The 23,732-nt window shown below is 68.5% G+C and carries 19 protein-coding genes; 5 read left to right on the forward strand and 14 right to left on the reverse strand.

Translation table 11 applies throughout. The features are described from left to right. Positions 1–82 precede the first annotated feature (82 nt). Positions 83–1,810: a RelA/SpoT family protein gene (locus tag FAB82_RS19385; protein ID WP_136536182.1), complete on the forward strand. Its 1,728-nt coding sequence runs from the start codon at positions 83–85 to the stop codon at positions 1,808–1,810. Between the two features lie 156 nt (positions 1,811–1,966). Here FAB82_RS19385 and qcrB read toward each other — a convergent pair whose 3' ends face one another. The 4 genes from qcrB to ctaE all read right to left on the reverse strand — a co-directional run bounded on the left by qcrB (position 1,967) and on the right by ctaE (position 6,274). After that, entirely contained in the window at positions 1,967–3,553 is a 1,587-nt protein-coding gene (gene qcrB, locus FAB82_RS19390) for a cytochrome bc1 complex cytochrome b subunit (RefSeq protein WP_211116691.1), read from the reverse strand. After that, positions 3,550–4,665, reverse strand: a complete 1,116-nt coding sequence (qcrA, locus tag FAB82_RS19395; protein ID WP_136536183.1) for a cytochrome bc1 complex Rieske iron-sulfur subunit — start codon at positions 4,663–4,665, stop codon at positions 3,550–3,552. Before qcrA ends, qcrB begins: the two co-directional genes overlap by 4 nt. Next, positions 4,662–5,468, reverse strand: a complete 807-nt coding sequence (qcrC, locus tag FAB82_RS19400; protein ID WP_136536184.1) for a cytochrome bc1 complex diheme cytochrome c subunit — start codon at positions 5,466–5,468, stop codon at positions 4,662–4,664. The genes qcrA and qcrC overlap by 4 nt, the downstream gene beginning before the upstream one ends. Positions 5,469–5,653: 185 nt before the next feature. Then, a complete protein-coding gene (ctaE, locus tag FAB82_RS19405; RefSeq protein ID WP_136536185.1) occupies positions 5,654–6,274 on the reverse strand; it encodes an aa3-type cytochrome oxidase subunit III in 621 nt (206 codons plus the stop codon). A gap of 200 nt (positions 6,275–6,474) precedes the next feature. Between ctaE and FAB82_RS19410 the strand changes: the two genes are divergently transcribed. After that, positions 6,475–6,909: a hypothetical protein gene (locus FAB82_RS19410; protein ID WP_136536186.1), complete on the forward strand. Its 435-nt coding sequence runs from the start codon at positions 6,475–6,477 to the stop codon at positions 6,907–6,909. Between the two features lie 23 nt (positions 6,910–6,932). Further along, complete coding sequence (gene trpD, locus FAB82_RS19415; protein WP_136536187.1) at positions 6,933–8,003, forward strand: anthranilate phosphoribosyltransferase; 1,071 nt, start codon at positions 6,933–6,935, stop codon at positions 8,001–8,003. A 297-nt stretch (positions 8,004–8,300) separates the two neighbouring features. On the opposite strand, the gene FAB82_RS19420 is transcribed toward trpD, so the two are convergent. The 3 genes from FAB82_RS19420 to FAB82_RS19430 all read right to left on the reverse strand — a co-directional run bounded on the left by FAB82_RS19420 (position 8,301) and on the right by FAB82_RS19430 (position 11,314). Next, positions 8,301–9,086: a zinc ribbon domain-containing protein gene (locus tag FAB82_RS19420; protein WP_136536188.1), complete on the reverse strand. Its 786-nt coding sequence runs from the start codon at positions 9,084–9,086 to the stop codon at positions 8,301–8,303. Next, the gene (locus FAB82_RS19425; protein WP_136536189.1) at positions 9,076–9,912 is read right to left on the reverse strand and encodes a Nif3-like dinuclear metal center hexameric protein; all 837 of its coding nucleotides are present in this window, start codon (positions 9,910–9,912) and stop codon (positions 9,076–9,078) included. Before FAB82_RS19425 ends, FAB82_RS19420 begins: the two co-directional genes overlap by 11 nt. A 163-nt stretch (positions 9,913–10,075) precedes the next feature. Beyond that, complete coding sequence (locus FAB82_RS19430) at positions 10,076–11,314, reverse strand: helix-turn-helix domain-containing protein (protein WP_136536190.1); 1,239 nt, start codon at positions 11,312–11,314, stop codon at positions 10,076–10,078. 328 nt (positions 11,315–11,642) lie between these two features. Between FAB82_RS19430 and FAB82_RS19435 the strand changes: the two genes are divergently transcribed. After that, complete coding sequence (locus FAB82_RS19435; protein ID WP_136536191.1) at positions 11,643–11,900, forward strand: hypothetical protein; 258 nt, start codon at positions 11,643–11,645, stop codon at positions 11,898–11,900. A 49-nt stretch (positions 11,901–11,949) separates the two neighbouring features. Here the strand turns inward: FAB82_RS19435 and FAB82_RS19440 are convergent, their stop codons facing one another. Next, positions 11,950–12,744 carry a metallophosphoesterase gene (locus FAB82_RS19440; protein ID WP_136536192.1) on the reverse strand — a complete coding sequence of 265 codons (795 nt, stop codon included), beginning with the start codon at positions 12,742–12,744 and terminating at the stop codon, positions 11,950–11,952. A gap of 158 nt (positions 12,745–12,902) precedes the next feature. Here FAB82_RS19440 and FAB82_RS19445 point away from each other — a divergent pair, with 158 nt between their 5' ends. Then, positions 12,903–14,954, forward strand: coding sequence for a M3 family metallopeptidase (locus tag FAB82_RS19445; RefSeq protein WP_136536193.1), 2,052 nt, complete (start codon positions 12,903–12,905; stop codon positions 14,952–14,954). Between the two features lie 78 nt (positions 14,955–15,032). On the opposite strand, the gene FAB82_RS19450 is transcribed toward FAB82_RS19445, so the two are convergent. From FAB82_RS19450 to FAB82_RS19475, 6 genes are all read right to left on the reverse strand, one after another. After that, positions 15,033–16,769: a stealth family protein gene (locus FAB82_RS19450; protein WP_136536194.1), complete on the reverse strand. Its 1,737-nt coding sequence runs from the start codon at positions 16,767–16,769 to the stop codon at positions 15,033–15,035. 234 nt (positions 16,770–17,003) lie between these two features. Then, positions 17,004–17,666 (reverse strand): 2'-5' RNA ligase family protein, encoded by a 663-nt coding sequence (locus FAB82_RS19455; RefSeq protein WP_136536195.1) that lies wholly within the window; start codon positions 17,664–17,666, stop codon positions 17,004–17,006. 98 nt (positions 17,667–17,764) lie between these two features. Beyond that, the gene (gene cydC, locus FAB82_RS19460; RefSeq protein WP_168801675.1) at positions 17,765–19,483 is read right to left on the reverse strand and encodes a thiol reductant ABC exporter subunit CydC; all 1,719 of its coding nucleotides are present in this window, start codon (positions 19,481–19,483) and stop codon (positions 17,765–17,767) included. Then, on the reverse strand, positions 19,480–21,189 hold the full coding sequence (cydD, locus tag FAB82_RS19465) for a thiol reductant ABC exporter subunit CydD (protein WP_136536197.1): 1,710 nt from the start codon (positions 21,187–21,189) through the stop codon (positions 19,480–19,482). The genes cydC and cydD overlap by 4 nt, the downstream gene beginning before the upstream one ends. Next, on the reverse strand, positions 21,189–22,184 hold the full coding sequence (gene cydB / locus FAB82_RS19470) for a cytochrome d ubiquinol oxidase subunit II (protein WP_136536198.1): 996 nt from the start codon (positions 22,182–22,184) through the stop codon (positions 21,189–21,191). The genes cydD and cydB overlap by 1 nt, the downstream gene beginning before the upstream one ends. Before the next feature lie 9 nt (positions 22,185–22,193). Further along, positions 22,194–23,603, reverse strand: coding sequence for a cytochrome ubiquinol oxidase subunit I (locus tag FAB82_RS19475; protein WP_136536315.1), 1,410 nt, complete (start codon positions 23,601–23,603; stop codon positions 22,194–22,196). Positions 23,604–23,732 lie beyond the last annotated feature (129 nt).

A 23,732-nucleotide genomic window follows, 5' to 3' on the forward strand; every position in this document is an offset into this window, starting at 1 on the left:
ATCCGACAGTGTCTAGTGTCGATTCCCTCCGAGAATCGTTGTACATCTAGAATGCGGTCAACCTTGGGCATCGGAGGCTTTCATGTTGCGCGCATTGCTTTCGGCTACTCGGTCTGCGAAGCAGGACGACCCGTGGGATCTCGCGGGCCGTGTCGCGGAGCTCGAGTCCGCCCACCGTGCCCACTGCGAGCAGCCCGACCTGCTGCTGGTTCGCCGCGCCTATCGCATTGCGGAACAGATGCACCGGGGGCAGGCCCGCAAATCCGGCGAACCGTACATCACCCATCCGATCGCGGTGGCCACCATCCTCGCCGACCTGGGGGTGGACACCGCCACGGTCGCGGCCGGCCTCCTCCACGACACCGTCGAGGACACCAGCTATTCGCTCGAGGCGCTGCGCTCGGACTTCGGCGGCGAGATCGCCGTCATGGTCGACGGGGTCACCAAGCTCGACAAGATCCACCTCGGATCGGCCGCCGAGGCGGAGACGTTCCGCAAGCTCGTGCTCACGGCCGGGCGGGACATCCGCGTCATGGTCATCAAGCTCGCCGACCGCCTCCACAACATGCGGACCATCAAGTTCAAGAAGCGCCCCAGCCAGATCCGCATCGCCGAGGCCACCCGCGACGTCCTCATCCCCCTGGCCGACCGGCTCGGCCTGTACGTCATCAAGCGCGAGCTCGAGGACATCGTCCTGGAGACCCTGGAGCCGGAGATCTTCCAGAAGATCCAGGAGCACATCGGCTCCGACACCGACCGCAACCGGCAGGTCGCCGCGATCGTCCCCCAGGTGCGGCGCGCGCTGCGCGGCTACAAGGTGAACGCGCGCCTGCTCGACCGGCCCCGCCACCCGTATTCGGTCTACCGCGAGATGCAGAAGCACCCCGGGACCGGCCCGGCCGACCCGCCCCGCCTGGTCGTGGTGGTCGAAGGCCCGCCCACCGAGTGCTATGCGGCGCTGGGCGCGATCCACCAGCAGTGGAAGCCGATCGGCGGCAAGTTCCGCGACCTCATCGCGACGCAGAAGTTCAACCTGTACCAATCGCTGCACACGGCGGTGAACGGCCCGGCCGGCGCGAACGTCGAGTTCCTCATCCGCACCAAGGAGATGCACCAGACCGCCGAGATCGGCATCGTGGCCGGCCTTTCCGACCCCGACTCGAACCCGGCCGAGGTGCAGCTGCCGTGGCTGCGGCGGCTCCTGGACTGGCAGCACGAGGTCGCCGACTCCGGCCAGTTCCTCGACTCCCTGCGCTGCGACTTGGCCGACCAGGACATCCTGGTCTTCGCCGGCGACGGCGACCAGGTGCTGGTGCCGAAGGCGTCGACCCCCGTGGACGTCGCCTACTGCACCGGCCCGGCCACGGGCCACCGCCTCATCGCCGCCTACGTCAACGGCGAGATCGCCCCGCTCTCGCAGGCGCTGCGCGACGGCGACTCGGTGGAACTGGTCCTGACCAACGAACAGCCCTACGGGCCCTCGAAGCAGTGGCTCGAGCACACGAAGACGCCCGAGGCGCAGCTCCACATCAACGGCTGGTTCGACTCCGCGGTCGACATCGACAGCACCGGAGAACTCCCGGTCATTCCGATGCAGCGCTTCGAGGACGAACTGAAGGCGGGCAAGAACCGCCTGTGGCGCTCCCTGATCGCCCGGGGGCGGGGACTGGCTGGAGACCGACCACTGCACAATATGGCGTCCTCCCTCGGCTTCCCAGACCTCGATTCCCTGTACCTGGCCCTCGCCAGAGAAAAGCTCGACCCAGATGAGTTGGCGGAGAAGCTCATCACCACAGTCGACCGCTTCTGACACACCCCCGGCCTACGTTTGAAAATGGGGGGGGTCGCGAACCCGACGCTTCCTCGCGATCACAACCACCCCCGCTCTCCAAGCCAACCGCGGGGTACGACGACGGCGGGGCCGCTCCCGAAGGAGCGGCCCCGCCGTCGTGCTTTGCCGACCTGCCTACTGGTGCTTGCCGGCTTCGATCTCGTCTCGGTGCTCGCCACCGTTCTCGGTGGGCTCCTCGATCGACTTGAAGAAGCCCTTGTCCGTGGGCGCCAAGGCGCCGACACGGTTCATCTTCTTCGGAACCACCCAGCCGTTGTACTCCAGCTCGGTGTGCCCGTGCTCGTCCGGCTCGGCCAGCGGCTGGTGCACCTCGTAGAAGCGGCCCTCCGGGTCGCGCATGAGGATGCCCGTCTCCAGGCCGTGCGCCAGGACCTCGCGGTCGTGCTGCTGCAGGCCCAGGCAGATCCGGTAGGTGATGTAGTACAACGCCATCGGGATCACCACGATGCCGATGCGGCCGAACCACGTCATCGCGTTCAGGCTGATGTCGAACTTCTCGGCGAACACGTCGTTGCCGCCGGAGAGGACGCCGATCAGCCAGAACGCCACGACCATGACGCCCAGACCGGTGCGGTGCGGTGCGTCCCGGGGACGCTGCAGCAGGTTGTGGTGCGCGCGGTCCTTGGTGAATCGTCGCTCCAGCGCCGGATACAGCAGCGGCAGCACGATCGACAGGCCCATGCCCACGACGCCCGGCCAGAACACCGGCGGCAGCGAGAAGTACGGCGGGATCCTGAACTCCCAGGCCGGGAAGAGCCGGATGAGTCCGTCCAGGAACATGACGTAGAAGTCCGGCTGCGAGCCCGAGGAGACCACGGAGACGTCGTACGGGCCGAACAGCCAGATCGGGTTGATCTGGAACAGGCCCGCCATCGCGGCGGTCACGCCCCAGATGAACAGCATGAAGCCGACCTGCTTCATGATGTAGTTCGGGAACATGCGGAAGCCGACCACATTGTGCTCGGTGCGTCCCGGCCCCGGCCACTGCGTGTGCTTCTGCGCGAACACGAGTCCGACGTGGACCACGATGAGCCCGAGCATGATCAGCGGGATCAGGAACACGTGGAAGATGTAGAGCATCGAGATGACCGACGTGCCCGGGAACTGGCCGCCGAACAGCGCCGCCGAGGCCCACGGGCCGATGAACGGAACCGACTCGGTCATGCCCTCCATGATGCGCAGACCGGTACCGGACAGGCCGTCGTCGGGCAGCGAGTAGCCGAAGAAGCCCTCGAAGAAGCCCAGCCAGAACAGCACGATGCCGATCATCCAGTTGGTCTCGCGCGGCGCGCGGAACGCGCCGGTGAAGAAGATCCGGAGCATGTGGACCAGGATCGCCGCCATGAACAGCAGCGCCGCCCAGTGGTGCATCTGGCGCATGACCAGTCCGCCGCGGATCTCGAAGGAGATGTCCAGCGAGGACTCGTAGGCCTTCGACATCTCTATACCCTGCAGCGGCACGTACGCGCCGTCGTAGGTCACGTGGGTCATGGACGGTTCGAAGAACAGCCCCAGGAAGGTGCCGGTGAGCAGCAGCAGGATGAACGAGAACAGCGCAATCTCGCCCAGCAGGAACGACCAGTGGTCCGGGAAGACCTTGTTCATCAGGACCCGGGTGGGACCGGCGAGCTTGAAGCGGTCGTCCAGCTCCCCGCCCGCCTTGATCATCAGGCTCTCGTTAGTGCCTTTGCGGCGTTTCACTGTTCATCCTCCTCGGGGAGGGACGGGCGGTTCCAGTAGCCCGGCCCCGGGGGCACCAGGAAGTCGGACTTCGCGAAGAAGTGACCGTCCTCGTCGACTGACAGCGGCAGCATCGGCAGGTGGCGGGTCGCCGGGCCGAAGATCGGGGCCGCATTGTCGACCACGTTGAACTGCGACTGGTGGCATGGGCACAGCAGGCGCTGGCTCTGCTGCTCGTACAGGCTCGCCGGGCAGCCGACGTGCGTGCAGATCTTCGAGTAGGCGACGTAGTTGCCCCAGAGCGCGTCGACGTCCTGGTACATCGGGTACAGGTTCTCGCGCAGCAGCTCCGCATCCTGCTCGCGCAGGTGGATGAGGAGGCTCGGCGCGGTCGGGAACTCGTTGGAGGCCCCGTGCTCGATCGCCGGGTAGACGGTGATCTGGCCGCCGGCCGAGACCATGTCCGGACGCACCAGGGCGCCGTCCTTCATCATCAGGCGGACCGGGTTGCCCTCGTTGTACTTCTCGGCGTTCCACCCGGTGACCGTGAGCATGTCGGCCGGGTCCTTGATCAGGGCCCCCAGCGGCGCCACGGCAGCCAGTCCGAGCGGTGCGGCGCCGAGCAGCGCGGCCTTCACCAGGAAGGGGCGACGCCGGATGCCCATGTCGTCCACCGTGGTGTCCACGGTGGACTCGGCGAACTTGCGGTCCTCCTTGGCGGAGCCGCCGTCGTGCCGGTCCTGGACCAGTTCCTCGATGGGCAGCAACTTCTTCGCCCAGGTGAGCACCCCCACGGCGAACAGCAGGAGCGAGAGGCCGAGCGTGATGCCGATGACCGGCGTGTACCAGGTCTGCGGTTCGCGCCAGGACGCCGCGCCCTCGTACTCCCAGGGCCAGAAGATGTACGCCGCCACGAACGCCGTCGCGAAGAGGCCGCTCAGCAGGAACAGGCCGCTGACGATGCGCTCCATGCGCTTCTCGGCGGCGGTTCCGGGCTTCGCGAAGCGCGGCTCGTAGTGGATGATCTCGATGCCGTCTTTGCGCAGGCCTTCGCGGTAGACGTCGAAGCGGCTGAGCTTCGGGTCGTCCAGGTCGACCTTTTCCGGCTGGCTGTCGTCGTTGTGGGCACTCACGATTTACCTGCAATCCAGAGCGTGGCCAGCAGCAGAGTGCTCATGCCGACCAGGAAGATGGCAAGCCCTTCGGTGGACGGGCCGTATCGTCCGAGGCTGAACACGCCGCCCGGGTCCTTGTCATCGTTGACCAGGTACTGGACGTACGCGATGATGTCGGCCTTCTGCTCGGGGGTGAGCTCGTTGTCGGCGAAGACCGGCATGTTCTGCGGTCCGGTCAGCATCGCCTGGTACAGCTCGTCGTCGGTGACGCCGCTCAGCTCGGGGGCGTGGGCGCCCGAGGAGAGCGCGCCGCCGCCGCCGGCATAGCCGTGGCAGGAGGAGCAGTTGACCCGGTAGAGCTCGCCACCCTCGCCGACGCTGGCGTCCTCGACCAGGATCTCGAGATCGTCCGGCACGGCGGCGCCGCCGCCGAGGTAGTCGATGTAGGCGCCGAGCCACTCGGCCTCTTCCTCGGTGAAGACGGCTTCACCTGCGGGGGCCTGAGCGCCCTGCGCCGCCATCGGCATGCGGCCGGTGTTCACCTGGAACTCGACGGCCGCCGACCCGATGCCGATGAGGCTCGGGCCGCGTCCCTCGACGCCTTCCCCGTTGTCGCCGTGGCAGGTGATGCAGCTCGTGGAGTAGAGCTCCTCGCCTTTGACGACCTCGGAGTCGATCGCGTTGTCTTCGGCCTCTTGGGCGTACAGACTCGGCGAGAACACCGAGTAGAGCCCGCCGACTATGACCAACGCGCCGGTGAACCTGGCCAGCGCGCCAAGGCGCTTGCGCCAGCCTCGCCGGCGTTTCGCTGATGCAGCCACGGTTGTTGCCTCACCTTTATCTAGCTCTGTGACCGGTGAGGGCTGTGGAGAGTCCTCGACCGGCCGTGCGGCCGCCTCCGGGCGACGGCCGTCGCGTTTCTCGGATATCCGCCCCGACCCTAGTCGGGGCCTTCACTTTCGTTGAGCCGGAGCCGCGCCGGGCGCGGACGGCCGAATTGTCGTCTCTACTGGAGGAAGTAGATCATCGCGAACAACGCGATCCACACCACGTCGACGAAGTGCCAGTAGTAGGACACCACGATGGATGCGGTGGCCTGCGCGGGGCTGAAGCGCCCCATCGTCGAACGGATGAGGAAGAAGATGAACGCGGCCAGCCCGCCGGTCACGTGCAGACCGTGGAAGCCGGTCGTCAGATAGAACATCGACCAGTACCCGTCGGAGGCGATGGTGTGCCCCTCGTGGACCAGGTTGCGGTACTCGTTGACCTGGCCGAGTACGAAGACCAGCCCCATGATGAACGTGAGGGCGAACCAGCGGCGGAGCGCGTGCACGTCGCCGCGCTCGGCGGCGAATACTCCGAGCTGGCAGGTCACCGAGGAGGCCACCAGGATCACGGTGAACGCCAGGGCGTACGCCACGTTGAGGTGAGCGGGCCCGCCCTCGACGGCTTCGGTCCCGGTCCACTGTTCCGGTGCGGAGGCGCGGATCGAGAAGTACATCGCGAAGAGTCCCGCAAAGAACATCAGTTCGCTGCTCAACCACACGATGGTGCCGACACTGACGACATTGGGCCTCGTCAGTGAGTGAATTCGGCTGGGGTCGATAGTTGCTTCGGCGGCAGTCACGCGCACATTATTACGGTCCGGCGGGCCCAAGCTGCGCATGGGGTGTGTTTTTCGCGCGTGTCGGTCGGGAGTAGGCTCCCATTCCCTTCACACCGTGTTCCCAGGTCACGTTAGGTTTGGACACTGTAGGCGGAACCGGAGCGGACCTGGTTTCGGAAGCGGCCGCGCCGGGCTTCCCATTTCGGTGTGGCCGGTTTAATATGCGTGGGGTGAATACCTCAACGACTGAGTATGCAGTGCTGCTCTACAGTCATCAACCCTCGGTCATCGAACAGATGCGCGCTGCGATCGGCGATGAGCCGGTCGAGGGCGTCAAAATCGAGTTCGCGGTCGCCGGCGAGTACGACGAGGCGGTGTCCCTGATCGATAAGTACGAGATCGATCTGGTGCTCCTCGACGGCGAGGCCCAGCCCGCCGGCGGACTCGGGATCGCCCGCCAGTTGCGCGATGAATTCTCCGCTCCGCCGACGCTGGCGGTGGTCCTGGCGCGGGCCGCCGATCGCTGGCTGGCGGCGTGGTCGCGGGCCGATGCGGTGCTGATGCACCCCCTTAACCCCGTGACAACCGGCCAGACGGTAGTAGACTTGCTGGTCAACCGCGATTCCAACGCGGTCCCGGCGCAGCGCGCCGCCTGAATTCGACCTCCCCTGGAGTCCTTATGTCTAACGCGACCTGGCCTGATGTCCTCGCGCGCCTGTCCGGCGGCGACCACCTCGACAAGGCCAGCGCCGACTGGGCCATGTCCGAGATCATGGCCGGCAAGGCCGATCCGGCGCAGTTGGCGGCGTTCGCGGTGCTGCTGCGTTCAAAGGGTGAGACGCCGGAGGAGATCGCGGCCATCGCCGGGCGGATGCTCTCGGAGACGACGCGCATCGACGTGTCGGACCTCGGCGTGGCGGTGGACATTGTCGGCACCGGTGGTGACGGCTCGAACAGCGTGAACATCTCCACGATGGCGGCGATCATCGTGGCGGCCTCCGGAGTGCCGGTCATCAAACACGGCAACCGGTCGGCGTCGTCTTCGGTCGGTTCGGCCGATCTGCTCGAGGCGCTGGGCGTGGATCTGGAGGCCGAAGCGGTCCGGGTCGAGGCGTCGGTGCGCGAGGTCGGGATCGGTTTCTGCTTCGCGAAGACGTTCCACCCGGGCATGCGCCACGCGGGCCCGGTGCGATCGGCGCTGGGAATTCCCACGGTGTTCAACCTGCTTGGGCCGCTGACGAACCCGGGCCAGCCGGCGGCGGGCCTGATCGGCTGCGCCGACCCGAAGATGGCGCCGCTGATGGCGGAGGTGTTCGCCGGGCGCGGCGCTTCGGTGTTCGTGGTCCGCGGGGACGACGGGCTGGATGAGATCTCGACGTCGTCGACGACCACCGAATGGGTGGTCTCGGCGGGGCGGGTCTCGGAGGGCTCGATCGACATCGAGGAGTTCGGTCTGGTGCAGGCGGGCGCGGATGCGTTGCGCGGTGGGGACATCGAATTCAATACGGCGGTCGCCCGGGACGTGTTCGCGGGCAAGTCCGGTCCGGTCCGGGATGCGGTCCTGATCAATGCGGCGGCGGCTCTGGCGTCGCGCCAGGGGCTGGTCGACGGAATCGACCTGCACGACGAGGCGCGCCGGCGCGATCTGCTGAAGCGGGGCCTGGAACAGGCCGCGTCGGCGGTCGACCGGGGCGAAGCGGTCAAGCTGGTCGAACGCTGGACGGAGTTCACGCGTTCGCAGAAGGCCTGAGCGCCGGACTGTGTTTAGCGGTTCAACCTGATCCGGAAGCGCGCGAGGGCATCGAGTCCCCGACGGCGCTTCTGACATGACGTGAGGGGGGCGGCCCGCGCATTGCGCGGGCCGCCCCCCTCACGTTTCCTCATGCTTTCGGGGGAACTCCCCGGCTGCGGCGCGCTCCGGGCCGGATTCCTGTCGGACCCGCCTGCGAGGATCGCCGCTACGGTGGTGTTCCCTTGGGTGGGTGGGAATCCCCTTCCCCACCCACCAAAGCCACCCACCCCCCAGGGGGGTGCCTGCGCTGGTGCCTCAGCTGTTGTACTTCTTGAGCTCGTCTTCCGATGCGGGCCTGGCCGGTCCGGCGCCGGGGAGTTCGGTCCGGATGAGGACGCAGCCGCATTCCTCGCAGCGCAGGACCTCGTCGATCGGGGCGGCCTTGATCGGCTGCATGTCGGCCGGTGACTTCTCGATCCGGCACGAACCGCAGCGGCGGCCCACCAGTTCGGCGGCGGCGATCGGCTGCTTCGCGTGGATGCGCTCGTACAGCTCCACCAACCGGTCCGGGATCGCGATCGTCAGCGCGCGGCGGTCGCCCTCGGCGTCCAGGGTCTCGGCCTCGATCTCGCTCATGGCGCGGGCCCGATCGGCCTCGGCGCTCGCGATGGCCGATTCGGCCTCGGCCGTCTGGCCGCGGAGGGTCTCGAGCTGGCCTTCCAGTCCCTCGCGGCGCTCCATGTATTCGAGCTCGTCGTCCTCGAGCGTGCCCTGGCGCCGGGCCAGCGACTCCAGTTCGCTCTGCAGGCCTTCGAGTTCCTTCGGGCTGGCGGCGCCCGAACCCATCCGCTCGCGATCGGCGGCGGCACGCTTGGACACCAGCTCGACCTCCTGCTCGATCCGCTTGATGTCGCGTTCGAGGTCGGCGATGTCCCCGGTCAGCGAGGCGGCCCGATCGGCCAGCGCCTGCGAGTGGCGGCGGGCGTCGTCGAGCGCGGTGTCGGCCTCGAGCTTGCGGCGCCGCTGGGCGAGCTGGGTGAGGCCCGTGTCAACGGCTTGCAGTTCAAGCAGTCGTCGCTGATCGAACAGGTCAGCTTTCAACTCGGTTCACCCCGGAATTCTGATGGATGGTCCATGGATCGGTGTCGAGGTCGGAGACGAATACCTCGTCTGCCAGTTCCGACAGTTGCTCTGCAACAGTATCGAGCCAGGGTCGCTCGGTAGCCCAGTGGGCGGCGTCGATGAGGGCCGGGCCGCTCCGGGCGAGGTGTTCGCTGGCCGGGTGGTGGCGGAGGTCGGCGGTCAGATACGCGCCGGCACCGGTGGCGGTCGCGTCGGCCAGGTAGGTGTCCCCCGCGCCGCCGCAGACGGCGACGACGCTGACGAGGGCGTCGGCCCGCCCCGCGCCCCGCACGCCCCAGGCGGTGGGCGGAAGGGCTTTCGCGACTCGGGCGACCAGATCGCTGAGCGTGAGTGGTTCGGGGAGGCGTCCGACGCGGCCGATGCCCCGGCCGGCGGCGTGGTGCTCCGGATCGGACGACGGGCGCAGGGGCCGCAGGTCGATCAGGCCGAGCCGGTCGGCCAGCGCGTCGGAGACGCCGGGGTTGGCGATGTCGGCGTTGGTGTGCGCGACGTAGAGGCCGATGCCGTTCTCGATGAGGGTGTGGACGAGGTCGCCCTTGTAGTCGGCGACGGGGTCGAGGCTGGAGACGCCGCGCAGCAGGAGGGGGTGGTGGGCGACGATGAGGTCGCAGCCGAGTTCGTTGGCTTCGATGACGGTCTCGGGGACGACGTCGACGACGCAGAGGATCTTGCGCACCGAGTAGTCGGCCCTTCCGCAGATGAGCCCGACCCGGTCCCAGTCCTCGGCCCAGTGGCGCGGATAGATCTCGTCCAGTGCTGCGATGACCTCGCGGAGCGTACGCATGGCTTGCAGTCTATTTCAGGGCGAGGGCGGGGCGGCCCTGCGGAGGCGCATTCGTAGGTGGCGGGCCCGGCGGTGCGGGTGGGGGTGCGTTCCGGAGCCCAGCTGCTCGGACCCCGGAACGCACCCTCTCCGGCGAGGGCCGGCCTGTTCCACCGGACAGGCCCTAGTTCAAGGCGCCCACCTCTTCTGCCAGCCTTCGCACCTCGGGGGTCGGCGCCCCCTTGGAGCGGTGCAGGATCTGGTCAATGAGCTCGACTGCTATCGGGCGGCACCGGATTTCGGACGGGGCCGTGCGGTCGGCGCTGGCGAGGGCGAGTCCGGCGCGGTCGATGTCGCCGGTCTGGACGCAGGCGCGGGCCATGTCGAGGTAGTGGTGCGCGCGCCTTTCGGCGACGAGGTCGCCGAGGGCGGCGCGGTCGATGCCGTCGTGGATGGCGAGTGCGTCGGCGCCTTCGCCGAGTTCGACGAGGGCGGCGGCGCGGTGCAGTTTGACGTTGGTCGGTCCGAACGAGGTGTAGTAGTGGTTGGCGTCGCGGCCGAGGATCGTGGCCGCGCGGTCGGCACTGTCGAGTAGGTCGTCGGAGGTGGTGGCGTCGCCGCCGAGGGCGGCGGCCATGGCACCTTGCAGGAGAAGCGCGCCGTAGACGCTGATGGCCGCGGGGCTGGCGGCCTCGCCGCCGGTCTCCGAGATGAGGCCGTGGGCGACTTGGACATTGAGGTCGAGTGCGGCTTGGTACCGGCCGAGTGCCCTGAGCGCGTTGGAGACCCGGGTGGTGGCGATGCCGGCCAGGAGCGGGTCGTTGCCCCTTTGGGCGGCGGAGATGGCGCGGTCGGCGGCGAGCCAGGCCAGTTGCGCCTCACCGAGTTTGCGCAGCACCGTGGAGGCGATCTGGTAGACCTGGGTCATCAGTTCGGCGGCGTCGGCGCTGGTCCCGCCGACGGGGTTCTCTTCGGCCACGGGGGTGTCCCGCAGCAGTTGGATGAGCGAGCGGGCGACGACCGGGTAGTGGCCCTTCTCGAAGGCGAGCCAGGCGTAGCTGACGGCGCCGCGCAGTTCGGGGATCGGAGTCGGGTCGATCGGGGCGGCTTCGAGGAAGCGGCCGAGTCGTTCGTAGCGTTCGAGGGACTGGCGGATGGACTCGACCTCCACCTGATCGAGACACCCCCCGAGTCCCGGCCTGCGCCGCGGTTCGCGGCCGAGCAGTTGTCCGGCGTCGACGCTGAGCGCTTCGGCGAGTTCGGTGATGACCGAGTACTTGTCGAGTCGGCGGACCCCCCGTTCGATCTTGTCGACCCAGCTTTTGGACTTGCCGATCCGATCGGCGAATACCTGTTGCGACATGCCGCGGCGCTGTCGCCAATAGGCGACCCGCCGCCCCATGGGTTGCGTTTCGGACTCCATCAGACCCCACCGTCCTCATAGGAGTTGCATTGAAATTTCGAAGTTCGGTTCTCGGTCGTGGCGGAGGCGGCCGCTTCCGCGGCCAGACGGTCGCGACCGCCGCAGCCCGCCACCACCGACCCCGACAGCTATGTATTTACCGCTTATCGCGCTTCCGCACAACTGTCAGCTGCATCGATGACGCAGAGCGGACAACCGCTTACAGTATTTACCCTCCTGGCCAGTAACCCGTCTCCTATCAGGTCCTATGCCGGGTTTCGGCCACCCGAACGCGTTAAATCTGCACATGCAACGTGTCTGTTCGGGGTTGCCGATCGTTGTGTCGGATATGAGACACAAGGAATTCCCGAGCGCGCGCAGGCACCGTCGCTCGTTCGTCACCGCCCTCTGGACCGCCGCCGCCTCGACCGGAGCGGCCGCACTGCTGGGGTACCTGATGGCCCTCTCGGCCCTCGCCGGATGGGTCCTGGCCGCCATCATCACGGCCGTCGCCGTCAGCGTGTGGCTGGAGTCGCGGCTGGCGCGGCACACCGCTCCCCCGCCGGCCCCGTTCTACTTCCTCCCGCAGCAGCGCAGCACCGACTGACGCCCCGGAATCGCGACCCGAGCGAACCCCGAACGTGCCGGCGGCCCGGTCAGTTGAGCCGGACCACCAGGCACTTGCCGCCCTGATAGACGCCGCCGTCGACATTGAGGACCAGGCCGTCGCAGTAGCGCCTCGCCTGCGTCACCTGGGAGGGTTCGAGTTCGGTGGTGTCGGGGATCGTCGAATGGCCGTGGACGAGCTCCTCGCCGCCGAAGGCCCGCAGCATCCCCCGCACCCGCGCCGGGCCCTCGTCGCCCATGAACTCGTGGCGCCGCGTCAGCTCCCTGAACAGCTGCCACCACTCCTCGGGCTCTCCGCCGGCGAACACCGAGCGCACGGCCGTGTTGACCGTTTCCTCGCTACGCCCGTAGGCGAGATACGACTCGGTGTCGGCGTGCACCAGCAGCGTCTTGCCGACCACGTGCACCACCCGGCGCGATTCCAGCCAGCTGACCTCGTCGTCGGTCAGGTCGCCCAGCTCCTCCTCGAAGCCGCCGTTGAGCACCCACCAGTGCAGGAAGTGCCGCTCCTGGCCGTCGGCGTCGACGAAGACGTGATCGCCGAAGCGCTTGGAGCCCAGCAGGAGCACCTCGTGGTTGCCGATCAGGGTGTCGACCAGGCCGCCCTCGGCGGCCGCCTGCCCCGCCAGCTTGCGCAGCAGCCGCACCACCGCCACGCCCTCCTCGCCGCGGTCGAACAGGTCGCCCAGAATCCACAGGCGAGTGTCACCGCCCGTCCAGGCCGCATCCGCGTCCACCAGTCCGCGTCCCCGCAGCGCCTCCACCAGCGCGTCGTAGTGGCCGTGGATATCGCTGGCCACGAACAGCGGACTCGTATCAGACATGGCCTCGATATTAATGGGACGGCCCACGCTCCGGTGAGGTTGTCGGTCCCTGCCCAATGCACTTGCCCCGCGGCTAGCGCCCGGAATAGGATTCGGCCACCGCCAGAGCACTCCGAGCTGCCCTCAGGGCATGCCGGCACAGCAGACAGGGAGCCTCCGTGACCGAAGCCAACCCGTTCCTGACCGTCTCCGAACTCCCCTTCCACCTCCCACCGTTCGCGGACGTCGCCACGGAGCACTACCTCCCCGCGTTCAAGATCGGGATGGAGCAGCACCTCGCGGCCGCCCGCGCCATCGCCGCCGACGAGGCCGAACCGACCTTCGACAACACGATCGTCGCCCTCGAGCGCGCCGGGCAGGGCGTATTGTCCCGGGTCAGCATGGTGTTCTTCAACAAGAACACCTCCGACACCAGCGATGAGCTCCAGGCCATCGAGACCGAGATCAGCCCCAAGCTCGCCGAGCACCACGACCAGGTGCTGCTCGACCCGGCCCTGTTCGCGCGCGTCGACGCGCTGTGGCAGAAGCGCGCCGAGCTCGGCTTGGACGAGCAGGACGAGCGCCTCCTCGAGCGGTACCACACCGAGTTCGTCCGCAGCGGCGCCGCGCTCGACTCCGGCGGGAGGGCCCGCCTCTCCCAGATCAATACCGAGCTCGCCGAACTCTCGGCCAAGTACAACCAGCAGGTCCTCGCCGACATCAACGACGGCGCCGTCCACCTCACCGACGTCTCCGAACTCGCCGGCCTCGGCGACGACGCCATCAGCGCCGCCGCGGCGGCCGCCGCCGACCGCGGCCTCGAGGGCCACCTGCTCACCCAGAACCTCTTCTCCAACCACCCCCAACTCGAACAGCTCACCGACCGCGCCGTGCGCGAACGCCTCTGGCGCGCCTCCACTTCGCGCGGCGGCGCCACCAACGCCGCCACCCTGCTGGCAATGGTGGGGCTCCGCGCCGAGAAGGCCGGCATGCTCGGCTTCGACCACCACGCGGCCTACATCGCCTCTGACCAGACCGCCCGCGACGCCGGTGCCATCGCCGACCGCCTCGCCTCCCTTGCGGCCGCCTCCGTGCGCAATGCCCGCAGCGAGGCCGAGGAGCTCCAGCAGGTCATCGACGCCGAGGGCGGCGACTTCAAGCTGGCCGCCTGGGACTGGTCCCACTATGCCGCGAAGGTCCGACAGTCCAAGTACGGTTTCGACGCCGACGCCCTGCGCCCCTACCTCGAGCTCAACCGGGTCCTGTTCGACGGCGTCTTCTGGGCCGCCGAGAAGGCGTTCGGGCTGACGTTCTCCGAACGCGAAGACCTCGTCGGCTACCACCCGCAGGTGCGAGTCTTCGAGGTCTTCGACCGCGATGGCGAGGCCCTGGGCCTGTTCCTGGCGGACTTCTTCACGCGCGACTCCAAGAAGGGCGGGGCGTGGATGAACCCCGTGGTCGTCCAGTCGGAACTGACCGGGAACCGGCCGGTGGTGGTCAACAACCTCAATATCGTCGGCCCCGCCAAGGGCCAGCCCGCGCTGGTCACCGTCGACAATGTGCGGACGATGTTCCACGAGTTCGGGCACGCCCTCCACGGGCTGATGTCGGCCTGCCGCTACCCGAAGACGTCGATGACGTCGACGCCGCGGGACTTCGTCGAGTACCCCTCGCAGGTCAACGAGATGTGGATCCTGTGGCCCGAGGTCGTCGCGAACTACGCTCGCCACCACGTCACCGGGGAGGCCGCACCGGCCGAGCTGCTGGAGCAGTGGGAGTCCTCGGGCAAGTTCGGCGAGGGCTTCGCCTCCACCGAGTACCTGGCGGCCGCCATCCTCGACCAGGCCTGGCACCGGCTGGCCCCCGAGGACGTCCCCGAGGCCGGCGACGACGCGGCCGCGGTGGTCGAGTCCTTCGAGCGCGCAGCGCTCGAGGAGGCCGGTATCGCCATGGACGAGATCGCCCCGCGTTACCGCTCGGGCTACTTCGCGCACATCTTCGCGGGCGGCTACTCGGCCGGGTACTACTCGTACATCTGGTCGGAGATCCTCGACGCCGACACCGTGGAGTGGTTCAAGGAGCACGGCGGGCTCAGCCGCGACAACGGCGACCACTTCCGGGAGTTCCTGCTCTCCAAGGGAGGGTCGATCGACCCGATGGAGTCGTACCGGCGCTTCCGCGGCCGCGACGCCGAAATCGAGCCGCTGCTCGAACGCCGCGGCCTGAAGTAGCACGAATCGGGCACACGCGGACAAGCCTTGGCCCCCACCGGCATTGCCGGTGGGGGCCGAATCGCAGGAGATCTCGCTTTAGATCGACATCGTCCGCTCGTACGGCGAGGGCACCGGGAAGTACGCCTCCAGGAAGTGCCGCATCAGCGTCGAGCGTTCCTCGGCCAGGCCCGGGGCCAGTCCCGCGTCATTGATGCAGAACGTCTCCCGGTCGCGCAGGTCCAGCAGCTCCGACAGTTGCTCGGCCAGATCCGGGCTCCCCAGCTCCAGATACGAGTCGTAGCACTTGCCGGCCACGGCCCGCCCCGACAGGAACGCGTAGTAGTGCTGGAGCGTCACCGTCGAAATGTCGGTGACGTTCCTGAAGGCACTCGCCGCCGTCCGGGCGCTGGCCTCGTCGAACTCCTTCTCCATCTCCGCGAGCACGCTGCGCTGCATCGGATACGGCACGTGCTTGACCATCCGCGAGATGGTCCGCCCGAAGGCCTGCTCGACCAGCGCGCGGTCGTTCTTGAACGCCGCGTTCGGCGGAGTGTCCGCCGCGCTGACCGGGTCGAGCCCGATGAACGTCTCGGCCGGGAAGAACCGCGCCAACCCGTTCGGCTCGAAGAACGCCTGCGGCGACAGCGGCCGCCCCAGGAACATGTCGTCGTTGAAGTACAGGAAGTGCTCGCTGAGCCCCTCGATGCGGTGCAGTTGCGACTCGATCGCGTGCGAGTTGAACGTCGGCAGGTTCTCCAGGTCCTCGAACAGGTCGCGGTGGTCGACCACCGTGAGCCCCGGGACCGACTCGTCGAGCCAGTGGGGGCGCTGCTGGTCGGTCACCAGGTACACGTGCCGCACCCACGGCGCGTTCATGTGCAGCGACCGCAGCGAGAACCGCAGCTCCTCGCGGTCGATGAAACGCGCGTCGTTGGCCGATTCGGCGTGGTACGGGGACTGGTCGGCCTCGGAACGGCGACGCAGCCACGCGTGGTCGGCGCCGTCCACCCAGGTGTAGACGACATCGATCGGGAAGCTGACGAAGTCCGGTCCGGGCCTTGCGAACTCGGCCCGCGTGATCACGGTCGGCAGTTCGGTGCCCGGCCCGGTTCCGAGCGCGGAGAACAGCTCCCCGGGCGCGGTGACGCTCGCGCCGTCGCGGCGGACGAGCGGGCTGATGCGGTTGTGGCGCGGGGCCAGCAGGTGGCCGTCGCCGGTGTCGCTCCAGAACTCGACGTCGCAGCCGTACTCGGCGCCGTACACCAGGTTGCGCGACGGCTCGGTCCACAGCCAGTCGGCGCGGACCAGCGGCACGTCGCCCATGTCGGTGCGGCGGGCCCAGACCGGGTGGTCCAGACCGAGTTCGGACTGGCGGAAGGACGGTTCGGGAGCCGAGAGCCGCCCGCCGGTGGTATCGCACAGCATCGCCAGCGCGGTGCAGACACGGGCGCGGTCGGCGGCGTCGACGCCCAGGACGGGCCTGGTGAGGCTGAATCCGGGGATGGCGAAGAAGTCGACGCCGGCGGCGGTGAGGATCGCGGTGACGATTTCGAGGTTGCGCCGCCACACCTCCAGCGGGGTGGGCGCGGCGAGCGCGTAGGCGGGCCGGATCTGCTGGGAGTAGAGGATGTGGCTGGTGGCCAGGTCGGTGAAGAAGCCGTAGGGTTCGGTGACTTCGCTTGAGGCGGAGGGAGGTTCGACCCGGCAGGGTTCGGTGAGGTTCACCGCTTCTTCGAGCGGGTGGTAGAGCGGTGAGTTTGCAATGGGGGCAAAGCCCTCGTTGCGGGATCCGGTCGTTCGGGTTGCGATACGGCGGTCGTTCTCAGCAAACATCGACACCTCCTGACAAACGGCGGTTGGCCGCTCCGGCGCACCGGAGACTGCATGCCGGCGTTGTGGGGAGCGGGTCGTCGCTGACCACGCCTGAACATCACGTGGCCGGACTTTGACACATGTCCCAACAGTAGGCCACAGGCCAGTGACGAAATAGTGTCAGATATGCGTCCCAAGCGTCAACTGATTCGCCGTTCATCCCGCGTTCATGCGGGCTGGGAGTCGAGAGTTGTTCTACCCCAACGGAATTCGCGCGACGGTCTCCCACGTGTACTGGGAGGCGTCGTCCGATTGGATGACTCGGACGAGATCCACCCCGGTGATGTTGACTTCGACACGTCCGGGGCGGACATCCCTGAGGTGGTTCTGGATGGCGCCTCGGGCGCGGTCGACGCCGACGATGTCGGAGCGGTAGGAGAGCGAGACGTGGCCGGGCCCGCCGCAGGGGCGGCCGACATTGCCGTCGACGGTTTCGTTGATGGCCTCGACGCTGGAGCGGATGAGCTTGCGGAAGGCCGAGTCGGGGAAGGTGTCGAGCATGATCGCGCCGGTGGCGGCGAGGGCCGGGCCGACGGTGAGGTCGAAGGCGGGGACGCGGCCGACGCGTTCGCGGAGGCGCTCGATGAGGCGCTGACGGGTCGCCGCCGAAATGGTCGCGGCGTCGCATTCGACCGATGCGATGGTGGCGTGGAGCCATTCGTGCGGGACCGGCTTGTCGCCCGCTGCTTCGTCGATGACGGGGCGGTAGGAGTCGGCGATCGGCTTGACCTCTTCGAGGTCGGTGAGGTAGACGTGGAGTTTCGTCCAGCCGTCCGGCCAGCGCTGTCCTGAGCTGGGAGGTTTGCTCGGAGCCTGGGCGACTCTGTGATTCGTGGGCTCGCCCGCAGATGTCTTCACTGCTGAATGCCTCGGAGAAAATCGAAAGAAACGGCTGCCCGGATGGGCGCCGTGGGTTGTCGTCCACCACGTGAAGTCAGTGCCACCGTGAAGGGAGTCTACACAGCGGGCGCGATGTCGACAGTGCTGCTGTTCGGCGCGTCACGTGGAGCGGGGACGGGAGGCGGGTCGAGGCTGATGACGCGGTCGACGACTCCGGCGGGGAGCGGCCGGTGGGTGATGATGATGGCGGTCTTGCCTTCCAGCGCTGCGGCAGTGGTGCGCAGGACGCGTTCGGCGGTGGCGGCGTCGAGGTGGGCGTCGGGTTCGTCGAGGATGAGGACTTCGCGGTCGGCCAAAAGGCAGCGGGCGAGGGCGATGCGGCCGCGTTCGCCGCCGGAGACGGCCCGGCCGTGTTCGCCGAGGAGGGTGTCGAGGCCGGTGCCGTTCGCGTTGGCGCGGTCGAGGGCGTCGAGCCAGTCGCGCAGGCCGGCCCAGCGCAGGGCGCGGGCGAGTTCGGTCTCGGGGGCTCCCGGCCTGGCGAGGCGGAGGTTCTCGGCGAGGGTGGTGTCGAATATGTGGGCGTTCTGTGAGCACAGGCCGACGGTCTGGCGGATGGTGTCGCCGTCGAGTTCGGACAGTTCGACGCCGCCGAAGCGGAGGTTCCCTTCGTAGGGAAGGAATCCCATGAGGGCGGCGGCGAGGGTGGATTTGCCGGAGCCGGAGGGGCCGGTGATGCCGACGCGTTCGCCGGGTTGGATCGTCAGGTCGAGGCCCTTGAGGGCCGGGGCCGGGCTGCCCGGCCAGGTGACGGCGAGCCGCTTGATCTCGATGTACGGCGGTCCGCCGGCCGGATTCGGTTCGACTTCGAGGGGTTCGACCGGGTCGGGGCGGGGTTCGGCGGTCTCGGTGATCTCGACCAGGCGTCGCCCGCAGTCCTTCGCGATGCCGGCCTGCTGGACGGCGGCGGGCAGTGCCAGGACCGGTTCGAATGCGGCGAGCGGGACGAGCGTGATGACGGCGAGGAGGACGCCGTCGAGGGTTCCTGCGCCGAGGGCGGGGATGCCGGTGGCGAGGGCGCCGAGGACGGCGACGGCCATGGCGAGGAGCCCGGCGCCCTGGCCGAGTCCGGCGGTCCAGGCGATGCGGGCGTGGGCGGCGCGCAGCTGCGCGTCGGTGTGGAGGACGCGTTCGAGCGCGACGGTGTCGGTGCCGGTGGCGACGAGTTCCTCGCGGCCGTGGAGGCAGCTCTGGACGCCATGTGTGAGGTCGGCGCGGGCGGCGGCGGTGGTGCGCATGGCGAGCCGGGAGGACCAGGCCGCCAGCGCGGGCGCGAGCAGTGCGGCGGCGCCGAGCGATGCGGCGAGGATGATCCCGGCGGCGGGCAGGAGCGTGAATTGGAGGGTGACGGCGGCGATGGCGACGATGGCGGCGCTGATGGCCGGAAGGGTGCCGCGCAGCCAGCGGTCGCCCACGCCGTCGACGTCGTCGATGAGGCGGGCCTGGAGGTCGCCGGAGCGCCATACGGGGAGTCCGGCGGGGGCGAGGCGGACGAGTTTGCGCCACACGGCGAGGCGGAGGCGTTCGAGGCCGCGGAAGGCGGCGTCGTGGGAGACGAGTCGTTCGGCGTATCGCAGGACGCCGCGGCTGATCCCGAAGAGCCGTACCGAGGTGACGGCCCACATCAGGTAGAGGATCGGCGGCTGCTGCCAGGCGCGGGAGATGAGGTAGCCGGAGACGGCGAGGAGGGCGAGGGCGCTGAGTTGGGAGAGGGCGCCGAGGGCGGCGCCGGCGCCGAGGCGCAGGGCGATGGTGTTGCGGATCCTCGCGGTGTTCACCAGTTCACCTCTCGGTCGGCAATCGCGCGCACCGCGGCTCGGTGGGAGGCGATCAGGACGGTGCGGTTCTCGGTGAGGGGCGCGAGGGCGGTCAGGATGGACTGTTCGGTGTCGGCATCGAGGTGGGCGGTGGGTTCGTCCAGGAGCAGGATCGGGGTGTCGAGGAGCCTGGCGCGCAGGAAGAGCCGGGCCAGGCCGACTCTGGCGGCCTCGCCGGCGGAGATGCCGGAGCCGTCGGCGGCGACGGTGCGGTGCGGCTCGGGGGCGCGGGCGTCGGTGATGGCGCGCTGGACGTCGGCGTCGGTGACCGCTGCGGCGACCGCGAGCCGGACATTGTCGGCGACGGTCCCATCGATAAGGACCGGGCGCTGCGGCATCCAGGCGATCGAGCGGCGCAGCCGGGCGAGGTCGATCTGGTCCAGGTCGGTGTCGTCGATGGTGATGGTGCCCGAGGCGGGTTCGCGGAAGCCGAGCAGGGACGCCATGAGCGTCGATTTCCCGGCGCCGGAGCGGGCGGTGAGGACGGTGACGCGTCCGGCCGGAACGGTCAGGCTCAGCTCTGGGAGCGGTTCGCGGCCGGGGTAGGCGAAGACGGTGCGGCGGAACATGATCATGGGGGCACTGTCAAGCAGGGCACGGTCGAACTGGGCACGGTCGAACTGGGCACGGTCGAGTGGAGCCGCGGCCCCGGCGGTCTGCGCGGTGCCCGCGGAGGAGCGTTCGGGGGTTTCACCGAGGATCGCGAAGAGCCGCCGCGCGGTGGCCAGGCCCTCGGCGCTGGCGTGGTAGTGGGTGCCGACGGCGCGCAGCGGCAGGTAGGCCTCGGGGGCGAGAATGAGGACCAGGAGCGCGGTCTGGAGGCCCAGTTGCCCGCTCAATCCGCCGTCGATGAGCTGGATGCCGACGGTGACGGCGACGATGGCGACCGACAGGCTCGCGGCCAGTTCGAGGACGAGTGCCGAGCAGAACGCGATGCGCAGCAGCGACATCGAGCGGCGGCGGTATTCGCCGGTGGTGACGCGGATGGCGCCGGCCTGCTTGGCGGCGCGCCCGAAGGCCTTGAGGGTCGGCAGGCCGGCCACCAGGTCGGCGAAGTGGTGGGCGAGCGTTGCCGTTGACTCCCATTGGGATTCGGCCCGGCGCCGGGTGTACAGGCCGATGAGGATGCCGAACATGGGGATCAGCGGGAGCGTGACGAGCACGATCAGGGCCGCGGGCGGGTAGGTGAGCGCCATGACGACCAGGACGCCGACCGGGACGATGGCGGCGAGGACCAGCTGCGGCAGGTAGCGGGCGAAGTAGGCGTCGAGCGCGTCGATGCCGCGGACCAGGAGCGCCGCCGTCTCGCCCGAGTGGTGCCTTCCCGAGGGCAGCCGCATGAGCTGCGCGAGGACCTGGCGCCGCAGCGCGGTCTTGACGCCGGCGCCGGCTCGGTGCGCGGCGCTTTCCTGGACCGAGGCGAGCAGCGCCCGCGCGGCCAGTACCGCCGCGAGGGCGATGAGCTGCGGCGTCAGGGCGCCGAGGCCCACGCCGCCCGCGAAGGCGGCGGCGATGATGGTCGCCATGAGCCAGGCGCCGGCGATGACGCACGCGGTCTGGGCCGCGCCGAGCGCGGCGCAGACGGCGATGTAGGGGGCCGCCCCGTGCGCGCGGTGCAGCAGCCGGCGGTCGAAGGCGGCGTTGGGTGTCGGTGTCAGTGCGGTCATCAGGTCGGAATCTGCTCCACGGTCACGCGCTTGCGGAAGACCCAGTACGTCCAGCCCTGGTAGAGCAAAACGATTGGCAGGAAGATCGCGGCCGCCCACGTCATGATGCCGAGCGTCTTGTCGGTGGCGGCGGCGTTGACGGCAGTGAGGCCGTTGGCCGGATCCGAGGTGGACGGCAGGACGTCGGGCCACAGGGCCGCGAACAGCCCGGAGGCGGCGAACGCGACCGTCGCGCAGGTCGAGGCGAATGCGAGCCCGCCACGCCCGGAGTAGTCGAGCAGGAACGCCGCCACCAGCGAGAGCACGCACAGGACGATGAGGACCAGGCTCAGGCCGCTGCCGTAGGCCGCCTGGGTCCAGATCAGGAACGCGGCGGCCGGGACGGCCGTGGCGACGGCAAGCCGCAGCCCGAGCGCCCGGGCCCGCTCCGAGATCTCCCCCGCGGTCTTCAGGTGCAGGAAGTAGGCGCCGTGGGTGGTGAACAGCAGCAGCGTCGTCAGCCCGCCGAGGAGCGCGTAGCCGTTGAGCAGCTGCCAGACCGAGCCGGTGTAGTCGAAGTTCGCGTCCAGGGGGACGCCGCGGACGATATTGGCCACGACCACGCCCCAGAAGAACGCCGCCAGGACCGAGCCGGTGAAGATGCACAGGTCCCAGCCCTGCCGCCATTTGTCAGTCGTTCCCTTGCCGCGGTATTCGAAGGCCACGCCCCGGATGATCAGTCCGATCAGGATGGCGAACAGCAGCAGGTAGAAGCCGGAGAACAGGCTCGCGTACCAGTGCGGGAAGGCCGCGAACATGGCCGCGCCGGCGGTGATCACCCATACCTCGTTGCCGTCCCAGATCGGCCCGATCGTATTGATCATGGCCCTGCGCTCACGATTGCTGCGGCCCAGGACCGGCAGCAGCACGCCCACTCCGAAGTCGAAGCCCTCCAGGATGAAATAGCCGGTGAACAGGACCGCGATGGCCAGAAACCAGATCGTCGTCAATTCCATAGTTCGTCCTTAGTAGGCGAAGGCCATCGGTTTCTCGGGGTCGGTGCCGGGCCCGGAGGCCCCGGCCAGCGCGTCCTCCTCGCTCGGTGGACCCGCCTTGGCGTACTTGAGGAACAGCTTGAGCGCGATGACGGCGAGCATTAGGTAGACGAGGGTGAAGCCGATCAGCGACATCGCGACCGTGCGGACCCCGACGCTGGGCGAGACCCCGACTTCCGTCTCCAGGAGGCTGAACACCACCCACGGCTGGCGACCCATCTCGGTGAAGATCCATCCGGCGCTGTTGGCCAGGAACGGGGTCAGGACCATCCACATCGCGATGGGCCAGAACAGGCGGTGGGTGGGGTTGCCGCCCTTGCGGGTGAACCACCAGACGATGACGGCCATGGCGATGGCGAGCAGTCCGAAGCCGATCATGAGCCGGAACGACCAGTAGGTCAGCGGGATGTACGGGACGTAGTCGCCGGCGCCGTACAGCGTCTGATACTGGGCGTTGAGGTCGTTGATGCCCTGGACCTCCCCGTTGAACGAGCCGGTGCCCAGGTAGGACAGCAGGCCGGGGATCTCGATGATCGGGGTGCCGTGGCGCCCGTCGAGCGATCCGATGGTGAGCACGGAGAACGGCGCGTTGTACGTGGTCTGGTAGAGCGCTTCGGCGGCGGCCATCTTCATCGGCTGGGTCGAGGTCATGACCTTGCCGAGGGCGTCGCCCGACAGGGTCGTGCCGAGTCCGCCGACGAGGGTGGTCAGCACGCCCAGGCGCAGCGCCGGGCGGTGGACGTCGAGGTCGCGTCGCTGCTGGAAGTGGTAGCCGGAGACGGCGATCATGACGACCCCGGCGGTGAGCCACGAGGCGAAGATGGTGTGCGGAAAGGCCGACAGGACGACCGGGTTGGTCAGCACCGCACCGAAGTCGGTGAGTTCGGCGCGGCCGGCGGTCTCGTTGATCTGGTAGCCGACCGGGTTCTGCATGAAGGCGTTGGCGGCGAGGATGAAGTAGGCGCTGGCGACCGTGCCGATGGCCACGAGCCAGATGCAGGCGAGGTGGAGGGCGGGTTTGAGCTTGTCCCAGCCGAAGATCCAGATGCCGATGAACGTCGATTCGAGGAAGAACGCCAGTAGCGCCTCGAATGCCAGTGGGGCGCCGAAGATGTCGCCGACGAAGCGGGAGTATGACGACCAGTTCATGCCGAACTGGAATTCCTGGACGATCCCGGTGACCACGCCCATCGCGATATTGATCAGGAACAGCTTGCCCCAGAACTTGGTGGCGCGCAGATACGCGGTCTTGCCGGTGGCGCGCCACATGGTCTGGAGGATGGCCACCAGCATCGAGAGTCCGATGGTGACGGGAACGAACAGGAAGTGGTAGACGGTCGTGACGCCGAATTGCATCCGCGCCAAGTCGAGTACGTCCATACCGCCCCAATCGCCGTGCTTCAAGGTCACTCCGGACAATTATCGTGGCAGGGACGCGGCGCCCCCAGTGACGAAACGCCAGACATCGCATGACTTTCGTCCGGTTCTGAAGGAGGCCGGCCGGCTCGG

It is taken from the genome of Glycomyces buryatensis (assembly GCF_004912275.1).
GTDB lineage: Bacteria > Actinomycetota > Actinomycetes > Mycobacteriales > Micromonosporaceae > Glycomyces > Glycomyces buryatensis.

Bases quoted from the DNA above. Each gene is read 5' to 3' on its own strand.
- FAB82_RS19385 (WP_136536182.1), top strand. From the start codon at position 83: ATGTTGCGCGCATTGCTTTCGGCTACTCGGTCTGCGAAGCAGGACGAC.
- FAB82_RS19410 (WP_136536186.1), top strand. From the start codon at position 6,475: ATGCGTGGGGTGAATACCTCAACGACTGAGTATGCAGTGCTGCTCTAC.
- trpD (WP_136536187.1), top strand. From the start codon at position 6,933: ATGTCTAACGCGACCTGGCCTGATGTCCTCGCGCGCCTGTCCGGCGGC.
- FAB82_RS19425 (WP_136536189.1), bottom strand. From the start codon at position 9,912: ATGCGTACGCTCCGCGAGGTCATCGCAGCACTGGACGAGATCTATCCG.
- FAB82_RS19430 (WP_136536190.1), bottom strand. From the start codon at position 11,314: ATGGAGTCCGAAACGCAACCCATGGGGCGGCGGGTCGCCTATTGGCGA.
- FAB82_RS19435 (WP_136536191.1), top strand. From the start codon at position 11,643: ATGAGACACAAGGAATTCCCGAGCGCGCGCAGGCACCGTCGCTCGTTC.
- FAB82_RS19440 (WP_136536192.1), bottom strand. From the start codon at position 12,744: ATGTCTGATACGAGTCCGCTGTTCGTGGCCAGCGATATCCACGGCCAC.
- FAB82_RS19450 (WP_136536194.1), bottom strand. From the start codon at position 16,769: ATGTTTGCTGAGAACGACCGCCGTATCGCAACCCGAACGACCGGATCC.
- cydD (WP_136536197.1), bottom strand. From the start codon at position 21,189: ATGACCGCACTGACACCGACACCCAACGCCGCCTTCGACCGCCGGCTG.
- cydB (WP_136536198.1), bottom strand. From the start codon at position 22,184: ATGGAATTGACGACGATCTGGTTTCTGGCCATCGCGGTCCTGTTCACC.
- FAB82_RS19475 (WP_136536315.1), bottom strand. From the start codon at position 23,603: ATGGACGTACTCGACTTGGCGCGGATGCAATTCGGCGTCACGACCGTC.